Below are 19,048 nucleotides of genomic sequence, written 5' to 3' on the forward strand. Positions count from 1 at the left end.
CGCCATTCGAATAAAGATTGCGTTAATTATTTAAAAATAGCATGCGCATATTTTCCACCTCTAAACTATTGCAAAAGCCAATGGGTATGAAGTAAGAAATAATCAAGAGCAGTTAATTAAACTAAAAAAACCCACTTTAGTCAGTGGGTTTTTATTGTTATTTACACATTAAAAGCTTTGTGAGTATCGGAAGTACAATTGACGACCAATATCAAAGCCACCGTAATATGAATAAGTAGAACTTGGGCCTGAGTACATAATAGGACCACGTTTATCAAATACATTGTTAGCACCAATAGAAAGCTTAGATTCCCATGGCGTATTATAAGTGAACTGTAGGTCGTTAAATGTAGTAGAGCCTACTTTATTTTTAGGCACAACTACACCATTAGTCCAATCACGTTGGAAGTTTGGATCACTACAACGGTCTTCAAAATAACAGTCCTCACGCATTGAAGAGAAATAACGCATCGCCCAGTTTGCACTGAAATCTCCATACGTCCAATTCAAGCCAAAGTTAGCACGTGTTCTAAATGTATCTCCATGACCTACATCTGATTCAACTTTAGTTGTTGGATCATTTGTCGATTTTGAATCATATTTTAGTAAGTATGTGCTATCTAGAGTTGCACGGAAGTCACCAAAACCAGTTTCAAATGCATATGCTAATGATAGATCAATACCTGATGTTTCAGTGAAACCAGCATTGCGCGTACCATATGTTAAATCGTTAACAATTGAGTTGTTCGGATCACGTGAAAACATTGCACATCGTGATTCATCACCGCCAATATAACAATCTTTTAAGATCTCATTTGGTGAGTCAGAAACTACCGTGTCAGTGATTTTAATACTCCACCAATCAAGGATGATATCAAGGTTTTCAACATAACTTGGGTTGTAAACAAAACCAACGGTTTTACTGACAGACTCTTCTGGTTGTAACAGTGGATTTGAACCACTATTGAATGGCACTGGTGTTTGAGCTGCAGGGCCAGTCGTCGGCACAAAGCCTTGTTGTAACTGACGGTAATCAGCTGGTACATCTTGTAAACAGCGCGCAGAGCCAGCTGCTGTACCATAAACTGAATCACATGGATCGATAAAGCCTGTTGTAAAAGTTTGAGAACCACCACCATACAAGTTACTAATTGTTGGAGCTCGGAAGCCTTCAGCCCAAGTACCGCGAACCAATAAATCATCAGTTGGACGCCACTCAATGCCTACTTTACTGTTCGTTGTATCACCAAAAGTACTGTAATCTGAGTAACGAGTCGCAAGGCTAACATTTAGAGACTTAGCAGCAACAACATCAGATAAAATAGGAACATTTAATTCTGCGTAACCTTCAGTAACATCGTAACCGCCACCCGTTGCACCAGATGCAAGAGTAGTACTTTGACCGAGTTGCGCTAGTGCATCAGGATTATACTCACCCGACTCTTTACGATACTCAGTACCAACAGCGAAAGTTAATGAACCTGCAGGTAACTCTGCAAGTAAACCACTTATGTTAGCAAAGTACATTGTTGTTTGAGTTTCACCACGATAATGCAGTGTAGGATACAAGAAGTCTTGTACATCAGGATCTGCTAGCGAGTTTTCAACAGGCCCTGCACCGAAGCCTGCTAAAGGATTCCACGCTACACACTCAGCTGATGAAATTGGATCATCTTCAGTACCACACTGAACTTCTCCCGATGCGTTTAAAAATGAAGGGCCAGTAGCGGCTTCAATAGCAGGCTTATAGAAGTTACCGTTGTCTACTTGAACAGTTGTGCTCTTGCTGTAAACACCACCAACATCCCAGTCAAAATAACGATTAGCTAACTCGAAAGAGCCTTCTAGTGCGGCAGTAAAACGTAAAGTATCTTGATTACTTTCAGTTGTACGTGGAACTTCCCAACCACGACGAGTAAATGAAACATCTTCGCCAACTGGGTTAAAATAGCTATCACCACTTAACACAAAGCCATCTGACGCTGATTGATATGGATAACCTGCTACCTGACGTAACGCTTCACGTTCACTATATCCGATATCACTTGTAAAACTAACACTATCAGTAATATCGTAGTTAGAGCTGATATAAAGAGAGCGTGCACTTAAAGGCGTTTCTAAATGCATTTGGTCAATTGAATTACTTGAACCATTTTCATAAGTTTGCGGTTCAAAATCGTCAAAAGATGAAGCATTGCCTGGGCGCTTAGCAACCCACCATTGATCATTATAATAAAAACGACCATATTGACCCACTAAAGTACGGTTATTTGGAATATCATAACCTGGATATGACACTTCTGAGAAAGAACGGTCTCTCGCCCATACATCACTTTCATCACGCCACTCAGCACCTAAAGTAATTGAACCCTTTTCTCCCGAAAAGCCAGTGACCATGCTAATGTTTTTCTTCTCACCATCACCATCGTCATAGCCACCGCCGTATACTGTGAACTCAAGACCTTCATAGTTTTTACGAGTGATAATATTAACAACACCAGCCATTGCATCTGAACCGTACATTGCAGACGCGCCATCTTTTAACACATCAATACGTTCAACCATTCCCATTGGAATAGCCGAGATATCTTGATAACCAGAGGTAGTAATACCCAAACGCTTACCATTGATTAAAACTAAAGTACGGCTGGCTCCTAAGTTACGAAGGTTGACGTAGTTACCACCCACATTCTCACCAGACACTAATGGCTCAGAACGACTGATTGGCGGTGAACCAGCTGCAGACATATTTTCAATCAAATCAATAACAGATGTGAAACCTTGATTAGCAATATCTTCACGACTTATTGTTTGGATTGGTTGTGCTGTTTCAAGGTCAGTAGAGCGAATACGTGACCCCGTTACTTCGATACGCTCTACTTTTTCTGCACCTTCATCTGCAGCCACTGCAGAAACTGAAAATGCTGACGTTGATGCTGCGCCAAAAGCAATTGCTAAACGCACTGCTTTTGAAACTTTATTATTTAACATTTGAATCTCCCTGGTCATATCCATGTTATGACTCTATTAATTTATTTAAACCCATAAAAGGTACTAGTACCCTTTAAGGGAATTAAATACTAATAGTATGGAGAGTTTTTGGTCAACAGCTTTTTAACTCATTATTTTCAATGTAAATTTTTTAAACAAACAACATCCCACAATTAGAGATAATAAGTTTACATAATTTAAAACCACTCATTAACAAATAAAATTAAAAGCATAAAAAGCAGGTGAAAATGGTTTTTTTATAGATATAAAATAAAATTTTTAGATTTACTATTCATGTGAAGAATTAACAAAAAAGACTTTATCGCATTAAAAAAATTAAAAAATAATTACCAAATTGTTTAAACCCAGAAAAGGCAATTACTAACTTAAAAGTGGTTGCAAAAAACCGTAAATTGTAAACAAAAAGAAAAGGGGGTTAACAGCAATGTGGTTTTTTAAATCTACTGATAAATGAGCTTTTGTCAGTATGATTATTTCAAGTGACTTTCGAGTTATAAAAACTTACATACTCCTAAAATCAAGAGAGCAACAGTTAAGAAAGCAACCACATGGATAGGAAGGAAAAAACCTCATAAGATTTATGTGGTGAGCAAATGAAACAACCATTTAAAAATTCATCATACTGGTATTTAAAAAGTAAAAAAAAAGCCACTCTAAGAGCGGCTTTTAAATCGTTTAAGTTACTAAATTAGAACTTGAATGTTGCACGTAAATAAACAAAGCGATCCATGTTAACGTCATACTCTGTTACAGAGAAGTTGTTAGTTGAGATAGCTAAGTCATTATTTAGGTACTCAGGAGATGGCTCTTTTGCAAATAAGTTTTCAATACCTAGAGTAAACTTAGTATTATACGCATCCATCGAGTAACCTACTGAAACATCGTGTACTGTGTATGAACCGATTTCTGCCGCCATACCTGGGTAGAAAGGTGTGTAGCCTAAAACGTCATAGTAGTTTTGCATACGATCTACATAGCGAGTTTGCCAATGAGCATCAAAGTCACCTAGTGCCCAATCAAGTGCGAAAGTACCTTTATACTCTGGGTAACCAGCATCACCATATTGGATACCAACTTGGTCTTCACCATCAAACTCATTTGTCATTACGTAAGAAACGTCTAATGAAGTACGGAAACTACCATATTCAGTTTCGAATTTATACGCAGTATAGAAATCGATACCTTCAACATTGTAAGTACCAGAGTTTTGCAGGAAGTTACGTAAGTCAGTTACGTTACCATTAGCATCACGGTCGATGTAGTCACAAGATGCTTCATTATCACCTGTAGCACATTCATTAAGAATACGTGAAGCACCATATCGACCGATAGAGTTAGTTACTTCGATGTCATAATAATCAACAGTAAATTCTAAACCTTCAATTGCGCTTGGGTTATAAACAAAACCGAATGTTTTAGACTCTGATTCTTCCGGTTTTAGATCCGGTGAAGAAACATTCGTGATACGGATTTGAGTATTAGCTTGGGCGTAACCATTTGGTACACCAGCACAGCCAGGTAAATCAGGAGTAGACCCATCTACTGAGTTACACGGGTCAGTAAGTGTAGGATATGAATCCGAGTTACCAGCGTATAAATCAGAGATAGATGGAGCACGATAACCTTCAGCCCATGTACCGCGTAACAATAGATCATCGATAGGACGATATTCAACACCAACTTTAGCTGTTGAGTTGCTACCGTATGCACTATGGTCTGAGAAACGAATTGCAGGAGAAATTGATAAGCCATCGATTACAGGAATTGAAAGCTCCACATATGCTTCATCAAGACGGAAGCCACCAGAAGTTGCATCACGTTGGTTACCTGAAGTTTCACCGCTTTGTGTTAATGGATCTGGAGTGTCATAGCCAGATTCTTCACGGCGCTCAAAACCAACAGCCATACCAACAACACCTGCTGGAAGCTCAAAAGCATCGCCTGCAAAGTTTAATGTGTAATCTTTCAGTTCAAGACCTTCACGAGAAACACTATCAAAAGTAACATAATCGATCATTTCTTGAGTTAGTGAACCTGCTCCGCCAAATAGATTTAGAGGCACACAAGAAGTCGCAGCATTACAGTTATCGCCTAAAGCTTGGTTGATACGAGTCAGGTTTAATAGACCTGTAGTATATACATCTTGGCTATTCTTACCATAGATGTAAGATGCATCCCAAACCCAAGAAGTGTCGCCGATACCACCTTCAAGACCGACCATTGCACGGTATGTAGTATCATTTTGACGATAAATACGGTTACCAGCTTCAACAAAACGACGTTGACCAGCAAACGGGACATAACCTTCTACACCAGAGCGCGCAGCATCACCATAAAGTGTTTCACCGAATGGGTTATAAATGTTGTTTTCATGAATATCAACACGGCTGGCAGCTGCACCAAAAGATGCACCTATAGTCAAAGGCATTGCCGCAAGTAATTGAGATGATTCACGATTAGTCATCATGAAATCTGAAACAAAGCGAACATCGTCGCTGATGTCATAGAAAGCTTGAACGTAGAAACTATTACGCTCTTGCGGTGTAACTAAATAGTTTTCTGGAGCGTAGTTGTATACATCACCGTCACGATCACGGAATGAATCAAGACCAACAGATGAACCGGCACCATTAGGTACTAGATCAAAACCTGCATTTGATTCACCAGCATTGTTCTCAGTGTAGCCTTGTGCAATTAATTGATTACGAAGATCAGAGCTAATAGAGTTAGAGTTCAGGCGAAGGCGGCCTTTTTCTGTAGTAGAGCTGTTACCCATAGAAGAAATGTCACGGTCACCTGCCCAGATTTCTTGTTGAGTTACGTGGCTTAGATTTAGCATTAAACCACCACGTTCAGAAGTAGTACCAACAGTCAAATCAGCAGAGTACTGACGACCATCGTTGTACTTCATATTTTCACCGCCATAAAGAGATAGCTCAACACCATCGAAATCACGGCGCGTGATGATATTTACAACACCAGCAATTGCATCTGAGCCGTAAATAGCTGAAGCACCATCTTTAACTACCTCAACACGCTCTATTGAGGCAGCAGGGATTGAGTTTAAGTCAACAGTTGAGCCTAAAGAAGAAACCCAGCGCTTGCCGTTAACTAATACTAATAAACGTTGCGCACCTAAATTTCTAAGGTCCATATTGGTAGCACCATTACCACCGTTATTGAACGCTGTGTTTAACGCAGCACCAGCTGCAGGAATTTGTTGAAGAATATCACCAATGCTTAATTCACCGGTTGCTGCAAGATCTTCACGGCCAATTACTAAAACAGGGCTCGCACTTTCTAAATCGGTTCTTTTAATACGTGAGCCAGTTACTTGAATACGTTCTACTTTTTCAGCGCCTTCTTCAGCAGCAATCGTGCTTGCTGAAAATGAAGCGGCTGAAGCTGCACCAAAAGCAATCGCTAAGCGAACTGCTTTCGAAACTTGATTATTTAACATTTGATTCTCCCTGGTCATATTCATGTTATGACTTTATTAATTTATTTTTAACTCTAATGGGCCACAAATAACCCTTTAGAGGTAACAAATACTAATAGCAGGCAGAACTTTTGGTCAACTTTTTTTTAACCTTTGTTTATAAAGAAATTTTATAAAATTCACATTTAAAAAACAATCCAAAAAACTTGTAACTTTAATGTTTTCAATAATTGCAAAAAACAAGACAATAACCACTCAAAAAGCAATTAAACTGAAAAAAAGATGCAAAAAGCACAACCATCCCAAATAATTAATTTCGTTTTTTAGAACAAAATAATTATACAAAAAAAGAATACACTGAACTAGAAAAGTAACATTGGTTTTCTAAACACGCTGTTTATTTTGTCTTTAAGGATTATCATGAATTACATTTACTTCCATGAATATAAGTAGCGAGAATGTTGCAACTTTCATAACCAAGAAGCTGACCATCCTCCACTTCGATACTTAAAGCTTTTAATTGTTCTAAAATATTTTTTGTGTTTTTAGCAGCTGCAACTAACTCAGAAAGTCTTTTAATTAACAAATCAAGTTCTTCCATAAATAAACGATACGCTTCTTCAAAGTCTAAATTCCCGTGTATATTTTGAAGTAAGAATTCTATAAAAGCTGGAAGGTTTGTACCTTTCAACGCTTCTTGCTCATACTTAAAATGAGTGATTACCTTAGCTTCAATCTCTTCAACAATTTGCTTTGATAGTAAAAGATTAGAAGAACGAACCGATTTGACGAGCCTTATCAAGTGATTTTCAATATCACTTTTAATGAAGTTTGCGGCCTTTAAAATTTTTTTGTTTGGTTTAACAATTATAGACTCTGGATGATGACAAACAAATGTGAAAGATCCACCACTTGAAAGTACACGATAGATTTCATCAATACTTTGACTAACTTGACTATACTCTAATGAAAATTGCGCTATTACATTGGAAAATGCATTATCATTGAATGGTAAGCACTCGACCGAAGTCTTAGCTAAAAAGGTACCATTAATGCTTTGGGTGACACCTTTGTGCATCTCAGCTTTGTCTATTCCATAACAATTAAACTGATTATTATTTTGAATCAGTTCTATCAAAGCGCCATTTCCAGTACCGACATCAAGAACAGTTGAATTTTCTCCAAATTTTTTAGCTGTAGCCTCCCAAAACTCCTTTAACTCACCTTCATAATTCTTTTTAAACCCACTCCCGAAAGACGTTAAGTGACCTCCGCTCCAATACTCGGACCAATGACTACTCATTATTCACCCAACTTTAGCTGTAATTTTTTATATATGGTCATTTTATAAACTTACTAATAAAGGCCTCAGGGTACTTAAAAAGCCCCTAACGGGGCTTAAAATTTAAAGTGATTAGTATTAGAAGCTTATGCTATAACCAGCAAATACTTCACGACCAATATGACCTGCATAATATAAAGTATCGTCATTCCAAAACCCGTCATCATCTTTAACAACACCTTTGTCGAACAAATTACGTGCGCCTAAAGTAAATGTGCCAAATGATTCTGTGTAATACTTAATATTGATATTATGTGTTACATATGTTGGATCGTGATTCTCACCTTTGTAACGGAAGTTTTCAGGGTTACCGTCACCTAGGTCAAGATACTGATCTTCATATACCGATGAAATCAGGTCAGTTGTCCATGCAACAGATAAGTTATCCATCGAATAATTAATGTTAAACTGCGAGCGCCAATCAGGTGTACCTGGCATACCTATGAAGTCTTGAGAAGGTCCTGAAAAGTAAACATCCCCAGCAGATTCAAGCAAGTAAGTTGTTGTATTTCCGAAGGTAAAGTCACCAAAACCTGTTTCAAGTTTATACTCTAAATTTAAGTCTAAACCTTTTCTAGACATATATGCGCCATTTTCAGAACGTGTAATCACGTCACCTAAAACAGCACCATTTTCGTCACGCTCTAACTTAACACCTGGGTATTTAGCCATCAGGTCATCAAGTTGACCCCCAACTTCAGCATTAATTAAAGACTGTACAGTAATAGATGAGATTACGTTTTCAACCTCTAAAGAGAAGTAATCTAGTTTTACTGCAAAGTTCTCAATACCTGAATAAACAATACCCGCATTGATATATTCTGATTCTTCAGGACCTAACTCGTCATTACTTTGAATTAAGTTATCAAACTGACGAGATTTACATTCTGAGGCAGAAATTCCTTGAGCTTCACAAGCTACATAATCTGTAGCACTTGTTGCACTAAACGAAGTTGCGGCTAGCAATTCATCAAGAGATGGAGCGCGGAAACCTTCTGAATATGAAGCACGTAATAAGATGTCATCTGTTGGGCGATACTCTAACTTAACGCTTGGATTAGTTACTGAACCAAAATCGCTGTAGTCATCGCGACGCAAAGCTGCGCTAACGATTAAATTATCAGTGAATGGCATTGAAATTTCATAGAAGAAAGCTGTTGTGTCACGCTCACCCATTGCTGAGTTACCTGCTGAACCACCTATAAGACCAGCTTCAGATTGTGCATCATACTGCGAATCAAACTGTTGATCGAAATACTCACCACCAAAGTAGTGCTGGATCTCACCGCCTGCTAATTCACCTAAAGCAAAACCAACACCAAAGAAGTAATGATCCATTTCGTTTTGGTTTTCTGTATAAGTTGTTGAACGAAGATTATTAATACCTTCTTCAGAACCTAAATCAATGCCATATTTCTCATTGTAAGCTAAACCTGAATAGCTCAAGTAGTAACGACCTACTGAACGGTAGTCTAATTTAGCTTTATGATATGCGAATTCCCAATCTATTGAGTCACCTGCGATACCTTTTAAACCAATCATATAGTCTTGCTGGTAATCTGTAACAAGACCATCGCGATTACCGATACCGTACCAGCGGAAGTAGCCAGTTACTTCTTCATCATATGGATTGTGCTCATTTCCAGCAGCCATATTATTCCATTTAGCTGCAGGCGGAGCGTAACGACCAAATGAGTCATTTCGGCTAAGCATAGCACGCGCATATAACTCAATATCGTCCGTTATATTATAGTTTGAGCTAACCATAATTGAGTCTTTGTTAGTCGAGGCCATGTTAGCTGACACATTAGCGTATGCATAGCCACACACCTCACCGCCACCAACACCACCAAGAAGTGAGCCTTGGTCTAATACCCCAACAAAACCAGGTACAGAACTTGCTAACTCATCACATTTCGCTGAAGCAACAAAGCCGTCAGGGCCTAAAATAGTTGCGCCATAATAACTTACACCAACTGTTTCATCATAAATTGAAACTAGGCCATCACCATTAGTATCTTCCCAAGAAGCAGCTGTATACTCACGATCTTTATCGAATATTGCGCCTTGCTCTTGATGGTCATAGACAAATGTAATGTTACCCTTTTCAGAGCTTACACCAAACGAAACTGACATTTGTTTAGTATCGGCACCTTCATTTGATGGACGACCGAATTGAACATCAAAAGATGCACCTTCAAAGTCTTTTTTAAGAATGATGTTGATAACACCCGCAATTGCGTCTGAACCATAAATAGCAGAAGCACCATCTTTTAGAATTTCGATGCGTTCAACTGCAGCCATTGGAATCGAGCTCAAGTTAGCTGCTGAACCACCTAGAGAAGGTGAACCGGCAACACGTTTACCATCAACAAGTACAAGAGTACGATCACTACCAGCACCTAATAGGCTAACTGTTGATTGCGACTGAGCTGAAGAGCCTGAGCTTGGAACAAATGAGCCGAAGCTGTTAGAAGTTACACTGCGTAGAGCATCCGCAACTGAGATACGCCCCTGCTCTTCAAATTGAGCTGTTGTAATCACTTCAACTGGGCTAGCGCCCTCAAGGTCTGTTCTTTTGATACGTGAGCCAGTAACTTCAATTCGCTCAACCTTTTCAACCTCATTTTCATCAGCAGCAACAGATGATGCAGAAAATGCAGCTGTCGATGCAGCACTAAAAGCAATCGCTAAGCGAACAGCCTTAGAAACTTTATTATTTAACATTTGATTCTCCCTGGGCCACATAGTGTGGCTTTTTTTAGCATAAGCTTGTTTATTATTTGTTACCACAACTGTACTGCGGCCAACAAATAATAAACAAATCAAAATAAATTTCCAGAGTTTTATTAATAAAAACACAACAAAAAATACAACAAAAACCCAAAAATTAACAAAAAAGAATTTGTTAAACTGAAACAACTACAACATAAACATGAGGTTAAGGAAGGAGATACAAAAAGAATATCAAATGAGAATTATCTGACCATTGGGCTGAAAGGGATTGTTACAAACTAAATCATTAACAATTACCCTCACAATTGGTAATAACTGCTTATTGACATAAACTAAATAGTCATAATTATGTTTACCCATGTAGTACTCGACACCCTGAGTTGTATAAACATATTCAATTATTTGACCACGCTGAAATGCAAAATGTGGGTTTTCAGCTAAATACTGCTTAGCTGCTTTTGCATGAGGAGGGATGTTTTTTTGATAATCAGCTAGGTGCCGGCCTAATCGTTTGCGATACACGAGTAATGAGTCAAACTCTCCCGCATAGAGTTTTTTAACGTACCTATCAAAGGCTTGTATTATTAATTCTTGACTGTAATTTTCGGAGAATAAAATCTCAAATAATTCTATTTGAAACTTGTGGGCAAGCTCTGTCCAATCACTCCTAACGGTTTCCATACCTTTGAAGACTAATTTTGAGGTGCCATCTTTTTCGACTTTTCCTACATAGCGCTTTTTAGACCCTGTTGTTTTTCCTCTAATTGTGGGCATAAAAAATGGGCTATAATGGGTTTCGTACTCGATCTCTAAGAAACTGTCTATTCTATAATCTTGCTGTAATACACGCTGCCAGCGTTTGTTAATTTTTCTTGCCAGTACCGTACCAATTTCATTACAGTTTAGTGAATTTAGATCATCATCAAGCTTAACAAAAGTCGAATCTGTATCACCATAAATGACTTCATAACCCCACTCTTCAATCCATTGCTTGGTTGTTTGCATAATTTCATGGCCGCGCAAAGTAATTGAACTCGACAATCGCGGGTCATAAAAGCGACAACCTTTCGAGCCAAGTACACCATATAAACTATTCATGATGATTTTGATTGCTTGAGAGAGCATAGGTTGTTTTTTGTCTTTTGCTATTTGTCTGGTCACTGACAGCTCACGAATAAGCTCAGGTAAATGATGCGCAGTGCGTGAAAAGTGCGCCTGATTAAATCCTTCGATTGCATTATCTGGACTTTTTAAACCTTCAATAAGACCGAGAGGGTCTATGCAAAATGTTCGCATTATTGACGGATAGAGACTTTTGTAATCAAGCACCAAAATATTCTTATATAGGCCAGGCTGCGATGACATGACATAACCACCAGGGCTATCAAAACTTAAGCCATGATCGCCTAAATTAGGGGCTACATAGCCACTTCTATGCAGTAACGGCAGATAAAGGTTAGTGAAGGCTGCAACTGAGCCGCCCATTCGTTCTAATTCAAGCCCTGTAAGCTGGCTTCTTACAACTGCAAAATCAAGTAACTTAAGTTTCTCAAAGATCCTCATCACTAAAATACAATCTTGCCTGTTGTAGTTAGCAAGAGACAGTTTGTCTTCATTAAACTGGCGAATAATTTCTTCAAGACGATTATCTGTATTTATTAGCTTCTCTTCGCCAAGCTCAATACTCGCTACATTGGCAAGACTAAAACTATCGTAATGATAAGTAGCGTTTTTTAAGGTATCAATACCATCAACAACTACGCGTCCTGGTATTGTAAGACGGGTAAAATTACCTTGCCGCAGCTGCATTTTTTCTTTATTGCGGCCAAGCGGCAATTCGACACCGAGTGCTTCTGCACGGGCATGTAACACGCTGAAGTCAAACTCAATCACATTCCAGCCAATAATCACATCAGGGTCCACAGTTTCAATATGTATACAAAGCTGATTGAGTAAATCAATTTCATCTACACACCAATGAAGATTAAATTCAAGTTCACTGGTATCTTGTGGCTGGCCTATCATCAATACGGTATCTATATTTGCCCCAACTAGACCTATTGAAAATAGCACTCCTTCACCATTACATTCTATATCGAGTGACAAACTTGAAAACTGCGGTGTAAAATCGCTATTTTTTTTGAACTTAGTATCCGTTAAAACAGGATATGGGTGGCTTTTTATTTGTCTTCCTTGAGCCCAAACTGCCCCTTTAATGAAACGTTCCATTAAAAATCTATCTATAGGACGAATATCATCTTCATATACTTTTATATGCTGTGCTTTGAGTCGTTTCGCAGCATTGTAATAGTGCTTTAAAGAAGAAAAATAACAAGAAACAACTTGTTCCTGCATAAAGCTCTTCAGTGCCACAGGTTTCATTTCACAAAAAATACCATGCTCTGAAAATACTCTATTCGCAGCGTCTATTTGTGATTCATTAATAAAGAACACTGCTTTTTGTGGTGTGCTTATTAATTTAACTGGCCCTTGCTTAGATAAAATCCAAACCACAATCGAAATACCCTTAGCACTATCGTAGCATTGCGTGGAGAGAATAAAGCCGGAGGCTAACTGCATGTAATTAAACCTTTTTAATATAATTTAGGCATATCAGTTAAGCAAAGCTAAGTTGATTAACTAATTAAAGTAACAAGTCGCTTGTAGTTGCCCAGTTAAATCTCTAAAATTCATTACTGTAATTATATACATACTTTAGGTTTTCTGGGCATGCTTTCTGACTCTTTAAAAAAAACAATTCGGCAAATTCATAAGCATGTTGCTGATAACCTCACCGATTACCGCCCTCGAAGCAGTCAAAACTATTTAGTTGCCGAGATAGCAAAAACATTGGCTGGCGAATATCACAAGAGCCAACGAATTTGTGTAATTGAAGCAGGCACCGGGACCGGAAAATCGTTAGCGTATTGTTTAGGGGCATTGCCCTTAGCGATGGCCAAGAAAAAGAAATTAGTGATTTCGACGGCAACCGTTGCTCTACAAGAACAGTTAATTAGTAAGGAGCTGCCTTTTTTTAAAGAGCACTCTGGCCTCGACATCAAGTTTGATTTAGTGAAAGGTCGACAGCGTTATATTTGTGCACAAAAACTGAGTGCCGCCGTCAATGGTGACAGTCAAACGCAAATGGAGTTTATGCCGACCCTATCATCGCCCCTTTCAGATATGGAAACCAAATGCTTAAAGCAACTTTATGATGCTTATTCAAAAAAGCAATGGCAAGGCGACCGCGATAGCTGGGCTGATACAATTCCTGATAAAGTGTGGAATTTAATTGCTTGTGATAAGCATTCATGCCAACGACAAATGCGCGCTCATCAGCTCTGCCCTTTTCATATGGCACGTCAGCGTCTGATGCAAATGGATGTGCTAGTGATCAACCATTCTCTATTACTGGCTGATCTTGATTTAGGTGGCGGTAAGATTCTACCAGAACCTGACGATACGATTTATGTTATCGATGAAGCACACCATTTAGCGCACATCACCCGCGACTTCTCTTCTGCCGCAGCAACCATTAAAGGCACCATAGACTGGCTCGACAAGCTGGTTAAATTTGCCGGCAAAATGGCCAATGTGCTCGTAGGTCAAAAAGCGATTGGGCAAAATTTTAAGCTCAGTGACAGTATCAATGATGCCGGTAAAAACTTAAAAGTAGTGCGTGATATTCTTGATAACGCAGACTTTAATTATAACAGTGATGACACCTATCGTTTTGAACATGGTGAAATCCCAGCATCTTTACATGCCAAAGCAAAAGATATTAGCGATGCCACCCTTGATGCCCTAAGAGCACTCAACAAGATGCACGATACCTTAGTGCAAGACGTAAGTGATGGCGATATAAAACCTTATGTGGCCGATCCAATCCTGGCTGAAAGTGGTCAGTACATTAATCGTCTAGAGTTATTAAACAAGCTGTGGTTTAGTTACGCCACAAAAGGCGAAGGTATTCCCCATGCGCGCTGGATCAAACGCTTAGAATATAAGAACCATCACGACCATTTACTTAGTGATTGCCCTATTGAAGTTGGCTATTACCTTAAAGATAAATTATGGAATCAATGTGCAGGTGCCGTGCTTTGTTCAGCCACCTTAACTGCATTGGGTTCATTTGATCACTTTGCTTATGAATGCGGTCTTGCCAAAGAAGAAGGCGTAAAATACATAAAAGTCCCTTCTCCATTTGATTACCCTAAACAAGCGACGCTGCATATTCCTGCAAGTCATATTGAGCCAACCGATAAAGCGTTTAGTGATCACTTAGCTGAGCAATTGCCCAAATTCCTTGATGATAAAAAAGCAAATTTAGTGTTATTTGCCTCTTATTGGCAGATGGATCATGTTGTTAAAGCATTACGTAGCAAAGGAATTGAGGTCTTAGTGCAAGGAGAAATGTCTCGTGAAGCCCTGCTTAAAAAACATAAAGCCAATGTGGATTTAGGCCGTGCTAGCTATTTATTTGGCACTCAAAGTTTATCTGAGGGTCTTGATTTACCAGGTAAATACTTAGAAAACCTAGTAATTACAAAAATTCCATTTGCGGTGCCTACCTCACCAATAGAAGAAGCGCAGGCCGAGTTTGTGCAAAGTAAAGGTGGCAACCCGTTTCTTTCGATAACCGTACCTGATGCGGCAAAGAAATTAGTACAAAGCTGTGGTAGACTGCTGCGCAAAGAAAATGATCAGGGTCGCATTACTATCCTTGATCGCCGACTAGTGACCAAGCGATATGGCAAAGCCATGCTCGATACCTTGCCACCTTTTAAAAGACAAATTGATTATTAATGTTTGAATTAGCTTTAGACCCAACAACCTGGGCACTATTATGTGCAGTTGCACTAGCAGCCGGCTTTATTGACGCAATTGCAGGCGGCGGTGGCATGTTAACGGTACCTGCACTATTAACCGCAGGTTTGCCGCCTCACCTCACATTAGGTACCAATAAACTTGCAGCAAGTTTTGGTTCATTGACAGCCAGCGTAACGTATTTTCGTAAAAAGTTGTTCAACCCACGGTTTTGGGCTGCGTCCATTTTAGCAACAGCCATTGGGGCGCTCGTAGGTACTTTAGTGGTAGATTACTTAAGTATTGAATTTTTAAATAAATTACTACCGGTGGTGATTATTTTAGTCGCTTGTTACAGCTTATTTGGCAGTTTAAGTACAACTGAGCATAACGAGTTACCAGAGCTTGATAGTAAAACTAAAGTTAAACAGTGGCTGCAAGGGCTTGGACTTGGGTTTTTTGATGGTTTAGCAGGCCCCGGCACTGGCACATTTTGGACCGCATCAAATAGCCTTTTATATAAAATGAGCTTATTGCTTAACTGTGGTCTTGCCCGCTCAATGAATTTTGTTTCAAACTTTATTTCATTGATCACTTTCGTTGCACTTGGCCATGTAAACTTTCTACTTGGTATCACAATGGGTTTTTTCTTGATGCTTGGAGCATGGTTAGGAGCACATTCTGCAATAAAGTTTGGTAGTAAAATGATCCGCCCAGTGTTTAACACTGTGGTTATAGTGTTAGCATTAAAGTTAATCTATGAGGCTTATTTATAAATGCAATCGACTGCTTTTGATAAACTACGTTCACAAATTGAAAGACTCAAACAATTAGCCACACAATTTGATAAGGGTAATTTATTTGCTAAAAATCGCTATATGCAAGCCCAGCCAAGTTTGTTTGATAAAGCCGTGTTTAGTACGAAAAGTATGATGCTGGCTGACTATGTAACCGAAATCGAAGATGAGCTTAACAGCCTGCCGCCAGCTGAGCATCGCCATGCTTATCAATATGCGCTTGAGCGTATTGCCATTCAAGTCGAAGCGGTATTCAATGTAATCAAATCAACCCCAGTATGGGCTAAAGAAAATAAATACAGCTTTAAGCCGAAAGCTAAGCCACAAGTTTATAAGCAAGCAGTAAAAAAAATCATGCAGTCATCCCATGAACTGTATGACGAACTAAAACAAACCCATGAGTTTGAACGCCGCTTAGTTTTGATGATCGAAGAGCGAAAACTTAAGCTCGACGCTGCAAATGCACAGCAAGCAACCGAAATTAATAAAGAAATATTAGCTTTACATGCAAGACTTGGCCGTTGTCGAAAGGCTATTTCAGCCACTGAAGACAAAATTCAGCAAGTCGAAAAGCAACAGCTGAGATAATGTTTTACTATCATCCAAATTATTCAGCGTTAACTTTACCCGAGCGTCACCGCTTTCCCATTGATAAATACCGCATGTTAAAACAGCTTGTTAGCAACTTTATTGATGAGCAGCATTTTATTACCCCACAACAAGCCACTAGAGCGCAGCTTGCTCTGTGCCATAACCCCGAGTATATCGACGCTTTTTTAACTGGTAGCCTTGATAGCAAAGCAATTAAAAAAATGGGCTTTCCTTGGTCCACTGAGTTGGTTGAGCGAACACTTTACTCTGTTGGCGCAAGTATTCAAGGCGCTGAGTTTGCTTTGCAACAGGGTGCTGCTTTTAACCTAAGTGGTGGTTATCATCATGCTTTTACGAGCTATGGTAGTGGTTTTTGTATTTTTAATGACTTAGCGATAGCCGCAGCACACTTAATTAATACCGAGCAAGCCGACACCGTATTAATTTTTGACTGTGACGTCCACCAAGGGGATGGCACAGCCGAAGTTACACAAGCACATCCCCAGATCATTAGCTGCTCAATTCATTGTCAGCAAAACTTCCCGCGTATTAAACAGCAATCAAACTACGATTTTGCGTTAGAGCATGGCACTACAGATGATGAATACCTAGAAACAGTCAAACAAGCTTTAGCCTTAACAATTAGACTCCACCAGCCAGATATCATTTTGTATAACGCCGGCGCAGACATCGCAACAGATGACGAATTAGGACACTTTCAAGTGAGTTTAGAAGGCGTGTATCAGCGTGACCATTTTGTATTAAACCAAGCCAAGGAAGCAAAAATCCCAGTGTTTTCAGCCATGGGCGGTGGCTACCAACGAAATGTAAGCCGTTTGGTTGAAGTTCATAGCCAGCTTTATAGGGCAGCTGTCGATTTATTTTAAAGCTTGGTATACACTAAAAGTGACTTTTAAATAAGGCTAACTTTGTATGAAATTGCATGACGACATTCATAATTACTATGAAAAATTGGTTGTCGAAGACATCTCAAAACGAAACTTAGAAGCGACCTATAGTGATGATGTTATGGCAGATTTATGCTGCACAGTATTAAATCAACTGCCTGCTCGTTACATTCGCTACGATGTCGATATGGAATTTTATTTACCGCAAAAAGAACGTATTAGAATGGAGCAACAAGTGCAAACAGCTATTGATGTAGCGATCAGCCAAGTCGCTAAGAAAAAGGAATTGCAAAAATGAGCAGTGAGTTAGAAGGTGCGCCTAACTATATTAAAATTGCTGTTGACCTTATTATGCTATTAGAGCAAAACGATGTCCCCGCCGAAGATGTATTAGCAGCTTTAGAAATCGTTAAGTCTGATTTCGAAAAGAAACTTCCAAAATCAACCGATTAATAGTCCGAAAATGGCGAGTATTAGAGCAGAAATTTGTTATGCTCAGGTTTTATAATTCAAGAATGTAAAACCATGTCATTGCCAAGTTTATTACGCTTATTCATCCTTGCTGCTATTTGGGGCGCTTCCTTCTTATTTATGCGCATGGCAGCGAATAGCTTAGGCCCTGCAGTATTAATTGAGTTAAGAGTTGGCTTTGCTGCAATTACACTGTTTATTTTTGCGATGTACTTACGAAAGCAACTCGCTTTCACGACCCACAAAAAGCATTTTTTCATTATTGGCGCACTTAATTCCGCCCTTCCCTTTTTATTGTTTGCCTATGCAGCGCAAACAATTAATGCCTCAACCTTATCCATATTAAATTCAACGACCCCTATTTGGGGTGCCATCGTTGGTATTGTATGGAGTAAAACGAAACCCACCAAAAGTATGTTACTTGGCTTGCTATTAGGTTTAACGGGCGTAGCCATTTTAGTAGGGCAAAATAGCCTGATTATCGACACGCAAGCAATCACAGCAATTGTAGCTGCATTGTGTGCCTCGCTCAGCTATGCCATTGCATCTCATTACACAAAACATGCACCTAAGTTATCTGCTTTCGATAATGCCCATGGCAGTATGTGGGCGGCAAGTATTATGGTTCTACCACTTATTTTTGTTATTCCTGCCAGAGAAATTCCAAGTAATGAGGTGATGCTTGGTGTGGTGGCACTCGGTGTGCTATGTACTGCGGTGGCATATATCCTGTTTTTCCGTTTGATTGATGACATTGGCCCAACCTCTGCGTTGACTGTTACCTTTTTAATTCCATTATTTGGCATTGTTTGGGGCAATTTAATTTTAGATGAGCAAATTGGACCTAATACCTTGGTTGGCGCATTGTGTGTTATCGCGGGTACCATGCTGGTCACCGGCTTTATTCGTATCAAGCCATTTTTAAAACGAAACACCTTGTAACAGA

12 protein-coding genes are annotated in these 19,048 nt (G+C 39.2%); 7 read left to right on the top strand and 5 right to left on the bottom strand.

Translation table 11 applies throughout. The features are described 5' to 3' along the window. Positions 1-168: 168 nt before the first annotated feature. The 5 genes from L1266_RS11615 to L1266_RS11635 all read right to left on the bottom strand — a co-directional run bounded on the left by L1266_RS11615 (position 169) and on the right by L1266_RS11635 (position 13,109). Positions 169-2,991 carry a TonB-dependent receptor domain-containing protein gene (locus tag L1266_RS11615; protein WP_235377576.1) on the bottom strand — a complete coding sequence of 941 codons (2,823 nt, stop codon included), beginning with the start codon at positions 2,989-2,991 and terminating at the stop codon, positions 169-171. Positions 2,992-3,700: 709 nt separating this feature from the next. Then, positions 3,701-6,472 carry a TonB-dependent receptor plug domain-containing protein gene (locus L1266_RS11620; RefSeq protein WP_054553673.1) on the bottom strand — a complete coding sequence of 924 codons (2,772 nt, stop codon included), beginning with the start codon at positions 6,470-6,472 and terminating at the stop codon, positions 3,701-3,703. Between the two features lie 397 nt (positions 6,473-6,869). After that, a complete protein-coding gene (locus L1266_RS11625) occupies positions 6,870-7,754 on the bottom strand; it encodes a class I SAM-dependent methyltransferase (RefSeq protein WP_054553674.1) in 885 nt (294 codons plus the stop codon). Positions 7,755-7,871: 117 nt separating this feature from the next. Then, positions 7,872-10,520, bottom strand: a complete 2,649-nt coding sequence (locus tag L1266_RS11630) for a TonB-dependent receptor domain-containing protein (protein WP_161804355.1) — start codon at positions 10,518-10,520, stop codon at positions 7,872-7,874. A 240-nt stretch (positions 10,521-10,760) separates the two neighbouring features. Then, a complete protein-coding gene (locus L1266_RS11635; RefSeq protein WP_235377577.1) occupies positions 10,761-13,109 on the bottom strand; it encodes a DNA polymerase II in 2,349 nt (782 codons plus the stop codon). A 150-nt stretch (positions 13,110-13,259) separates the two neighbouring features. On the opposite strand from L1266_RS11635, the gene dinG reads away from it, so the two are divergent. From dinG to L1266_RS11670, 7 genes are all read left to right on the top strand, one after another. Continuing rightward, the gene (dinG, locus tag L1266_RS11640) at positions 13,260-15,335 is read left to right on the top strand and encodes an ATP-dependent DNA helicase DinG (RefSeq protein ID WP_194442822.1); all 2,076 of its coding nucleotides are present in this window, start codon (positions 13,260-13,262) and stop codon (positions 15,333-15,335) included. Continuing rightward, positions 15,335-16,111 carry a TSUP family transporter gene (locus tag L1266_RS11645; protein WP_054553678.1) on the top strand — a complete coding sequence of 259 codons (777 nt, stop codon included), beginning with the start codon at positions 15,335-15,337 and terminating at the stop codon, positions 16,109-16,111. The genes dinG and L1266_RS11645 overlap by 1 nt, the downstream gene beginning before the upstream one ends. Next, entirely contained in the window at positions 16,112-16,720 is a 609-nt protein-coding gene (locus tag L1266_RS11650; protein WP_054553679.1) for a primosomal replication protein, read from the top strand. Continuing rightward, positions 16,717-17,610, top strand: coding sequence for a histone deacetylase family protein (locus L1266_RS11655; RefSeq protein WP_194442832.1), 894 nt, complete (start codon positions 16,717-16,719; stop codon positions 17,608-17,610). Before L1266_RS11650 ends, L1266_RS11655 begins: the two co-directional genes overlap by 4 nt. Before the next feature lie 46 nt (positions 17,611-17,656). Continuing rightward, on the top strand, positions 17,657-17,929 hold the full coding sequence (locus tag L1266_RS11660; protein ID WP_138602087.1) for a late competence development ComFB family protein: 273 nt from the start codon (positions 17,657-17,659) through the stop codon (positions 17,927-17,929). Beyond that, positions 17,926-18,084, top strand: a complete 159-nt coding sequence (locus tag L1266_RS11665; RefSeq protein WP_082389283.1) for a YbaM family protein — start codon at positions 17,926-17,928, stop codon at positions 18,082-18,084. The genes L1266_RS11660 and L1266_RS11665 overlap by 4 nt, the downstream gene beginning before the upstream one ends. A 72-nt stretch (positions 18,085-18,156) precedes the next feature. Continuing rightward, positions 18,157-19,044 (top strand): DMT family transporter, encoded by an 888-nt coding sequence (locus tag L1266_RS11670; protein ID WP_054553682.1) that lies wholly within the window; start codon positions 18,157-18,159, stop codon positions 19,042-19,044. Positions 19,045-19,048: the final 4 nt, after the last annotated feature.

This window comes from Pseudoalteromonas sp. Cn5-37 (assembly GCF_021532495.1).
Classification (GTDB): domain Bacteria; phylum Pseudomonadota; class Gammaproteobacteria; order Enterobacterales; family Alteromonadaceae; genus Pseudoalteromonas; species Pseudoalteromonas simplex.

What these genes read in the sequence shown, in the direction of transcription:
- L1266_RS11615 (WP_235377576.1), bottom strand. Translation starts at nt 2,991, where the DNA reads ATGTTAAATAATAAAGTTTCAAAAGCAGTGCGTTTAGCAATTGCTTTT.
- L1266_RS11620 (WP_054553673.1), bottom strand. Translation starts at nt 6,472, where the DNA reads ATGTTAAATAATCAAGTTTCGAAAGCAGTTCGCTTAGCGATTGCTTTT.
- L1266_RS11625 (WP_054553674.1), bottom strand. Translation starts at nt 7,754, where the DNA reads ATGAGTAGTCATTGGTCCGAGTATTGGAGCGGAGGTCACTTAACGTCT.
- L1266_RS11630 (WP_161804355.1), bottom strand. Translation starts at nt 10,520, where the DNA reads ATGTTAAATAATAAAGTTTCTAAGGCTGTTCGCTTAGCGATTGCTTTT.
- L1266_RS11635 (WP_235377577.1), bottom strand. Translation starts at nt 13,109, where the DNA reads ATGCAGTTAGCCTCCGGCTTTATTCTCTCCACGCAATGCTACGATAGT.
- dinG (WP_194442822.1), top strand. Translation starts at nt 13,260, where the DNA reads ATGCTTTCTGACTCTTTAAAAAAAACAATTCGGCAAATTCATAAGCAT.
- L1266_RS11645 (WP_054553678.1), top strand. Translation starts at nt 15,335, where the DNA reads ATGTTTGAATTAGCTTTAGACCCAACAACCTGGGCACTATTATGTGCA.
- L1266_RS11650 (WP_054553679.1), top strand. Translation starts at nt 16,112, where the DNA reads ATGCAATCGACTGCTTTTGATAAACTACGTTCACAAATTGAAAGACTC.
- L1266_RS11660 (WP_138602087.1), top strand. Translation starts at nt 17,657, where the DNA reads ATGAAATTGCATGACGACATTCATAATTACTATGAAAAATTGGTTGTC.
- L1266_RS11665 (WP_082389283.1), top strand. Translation starts at nt 17,926, where the DNA reads ATGAGCAGTGAGTTAGAAGGTGCGCCTAACTATATTAAAATTGCTGTT.
- L1266_RS11670 (WP_054553682.1), top strand. Translation starts at nt 18,157, where the DNA reads ATGTCATTGCCAAGTTTATTACGCTTATTCATCCTTGCTGCTATTTGG.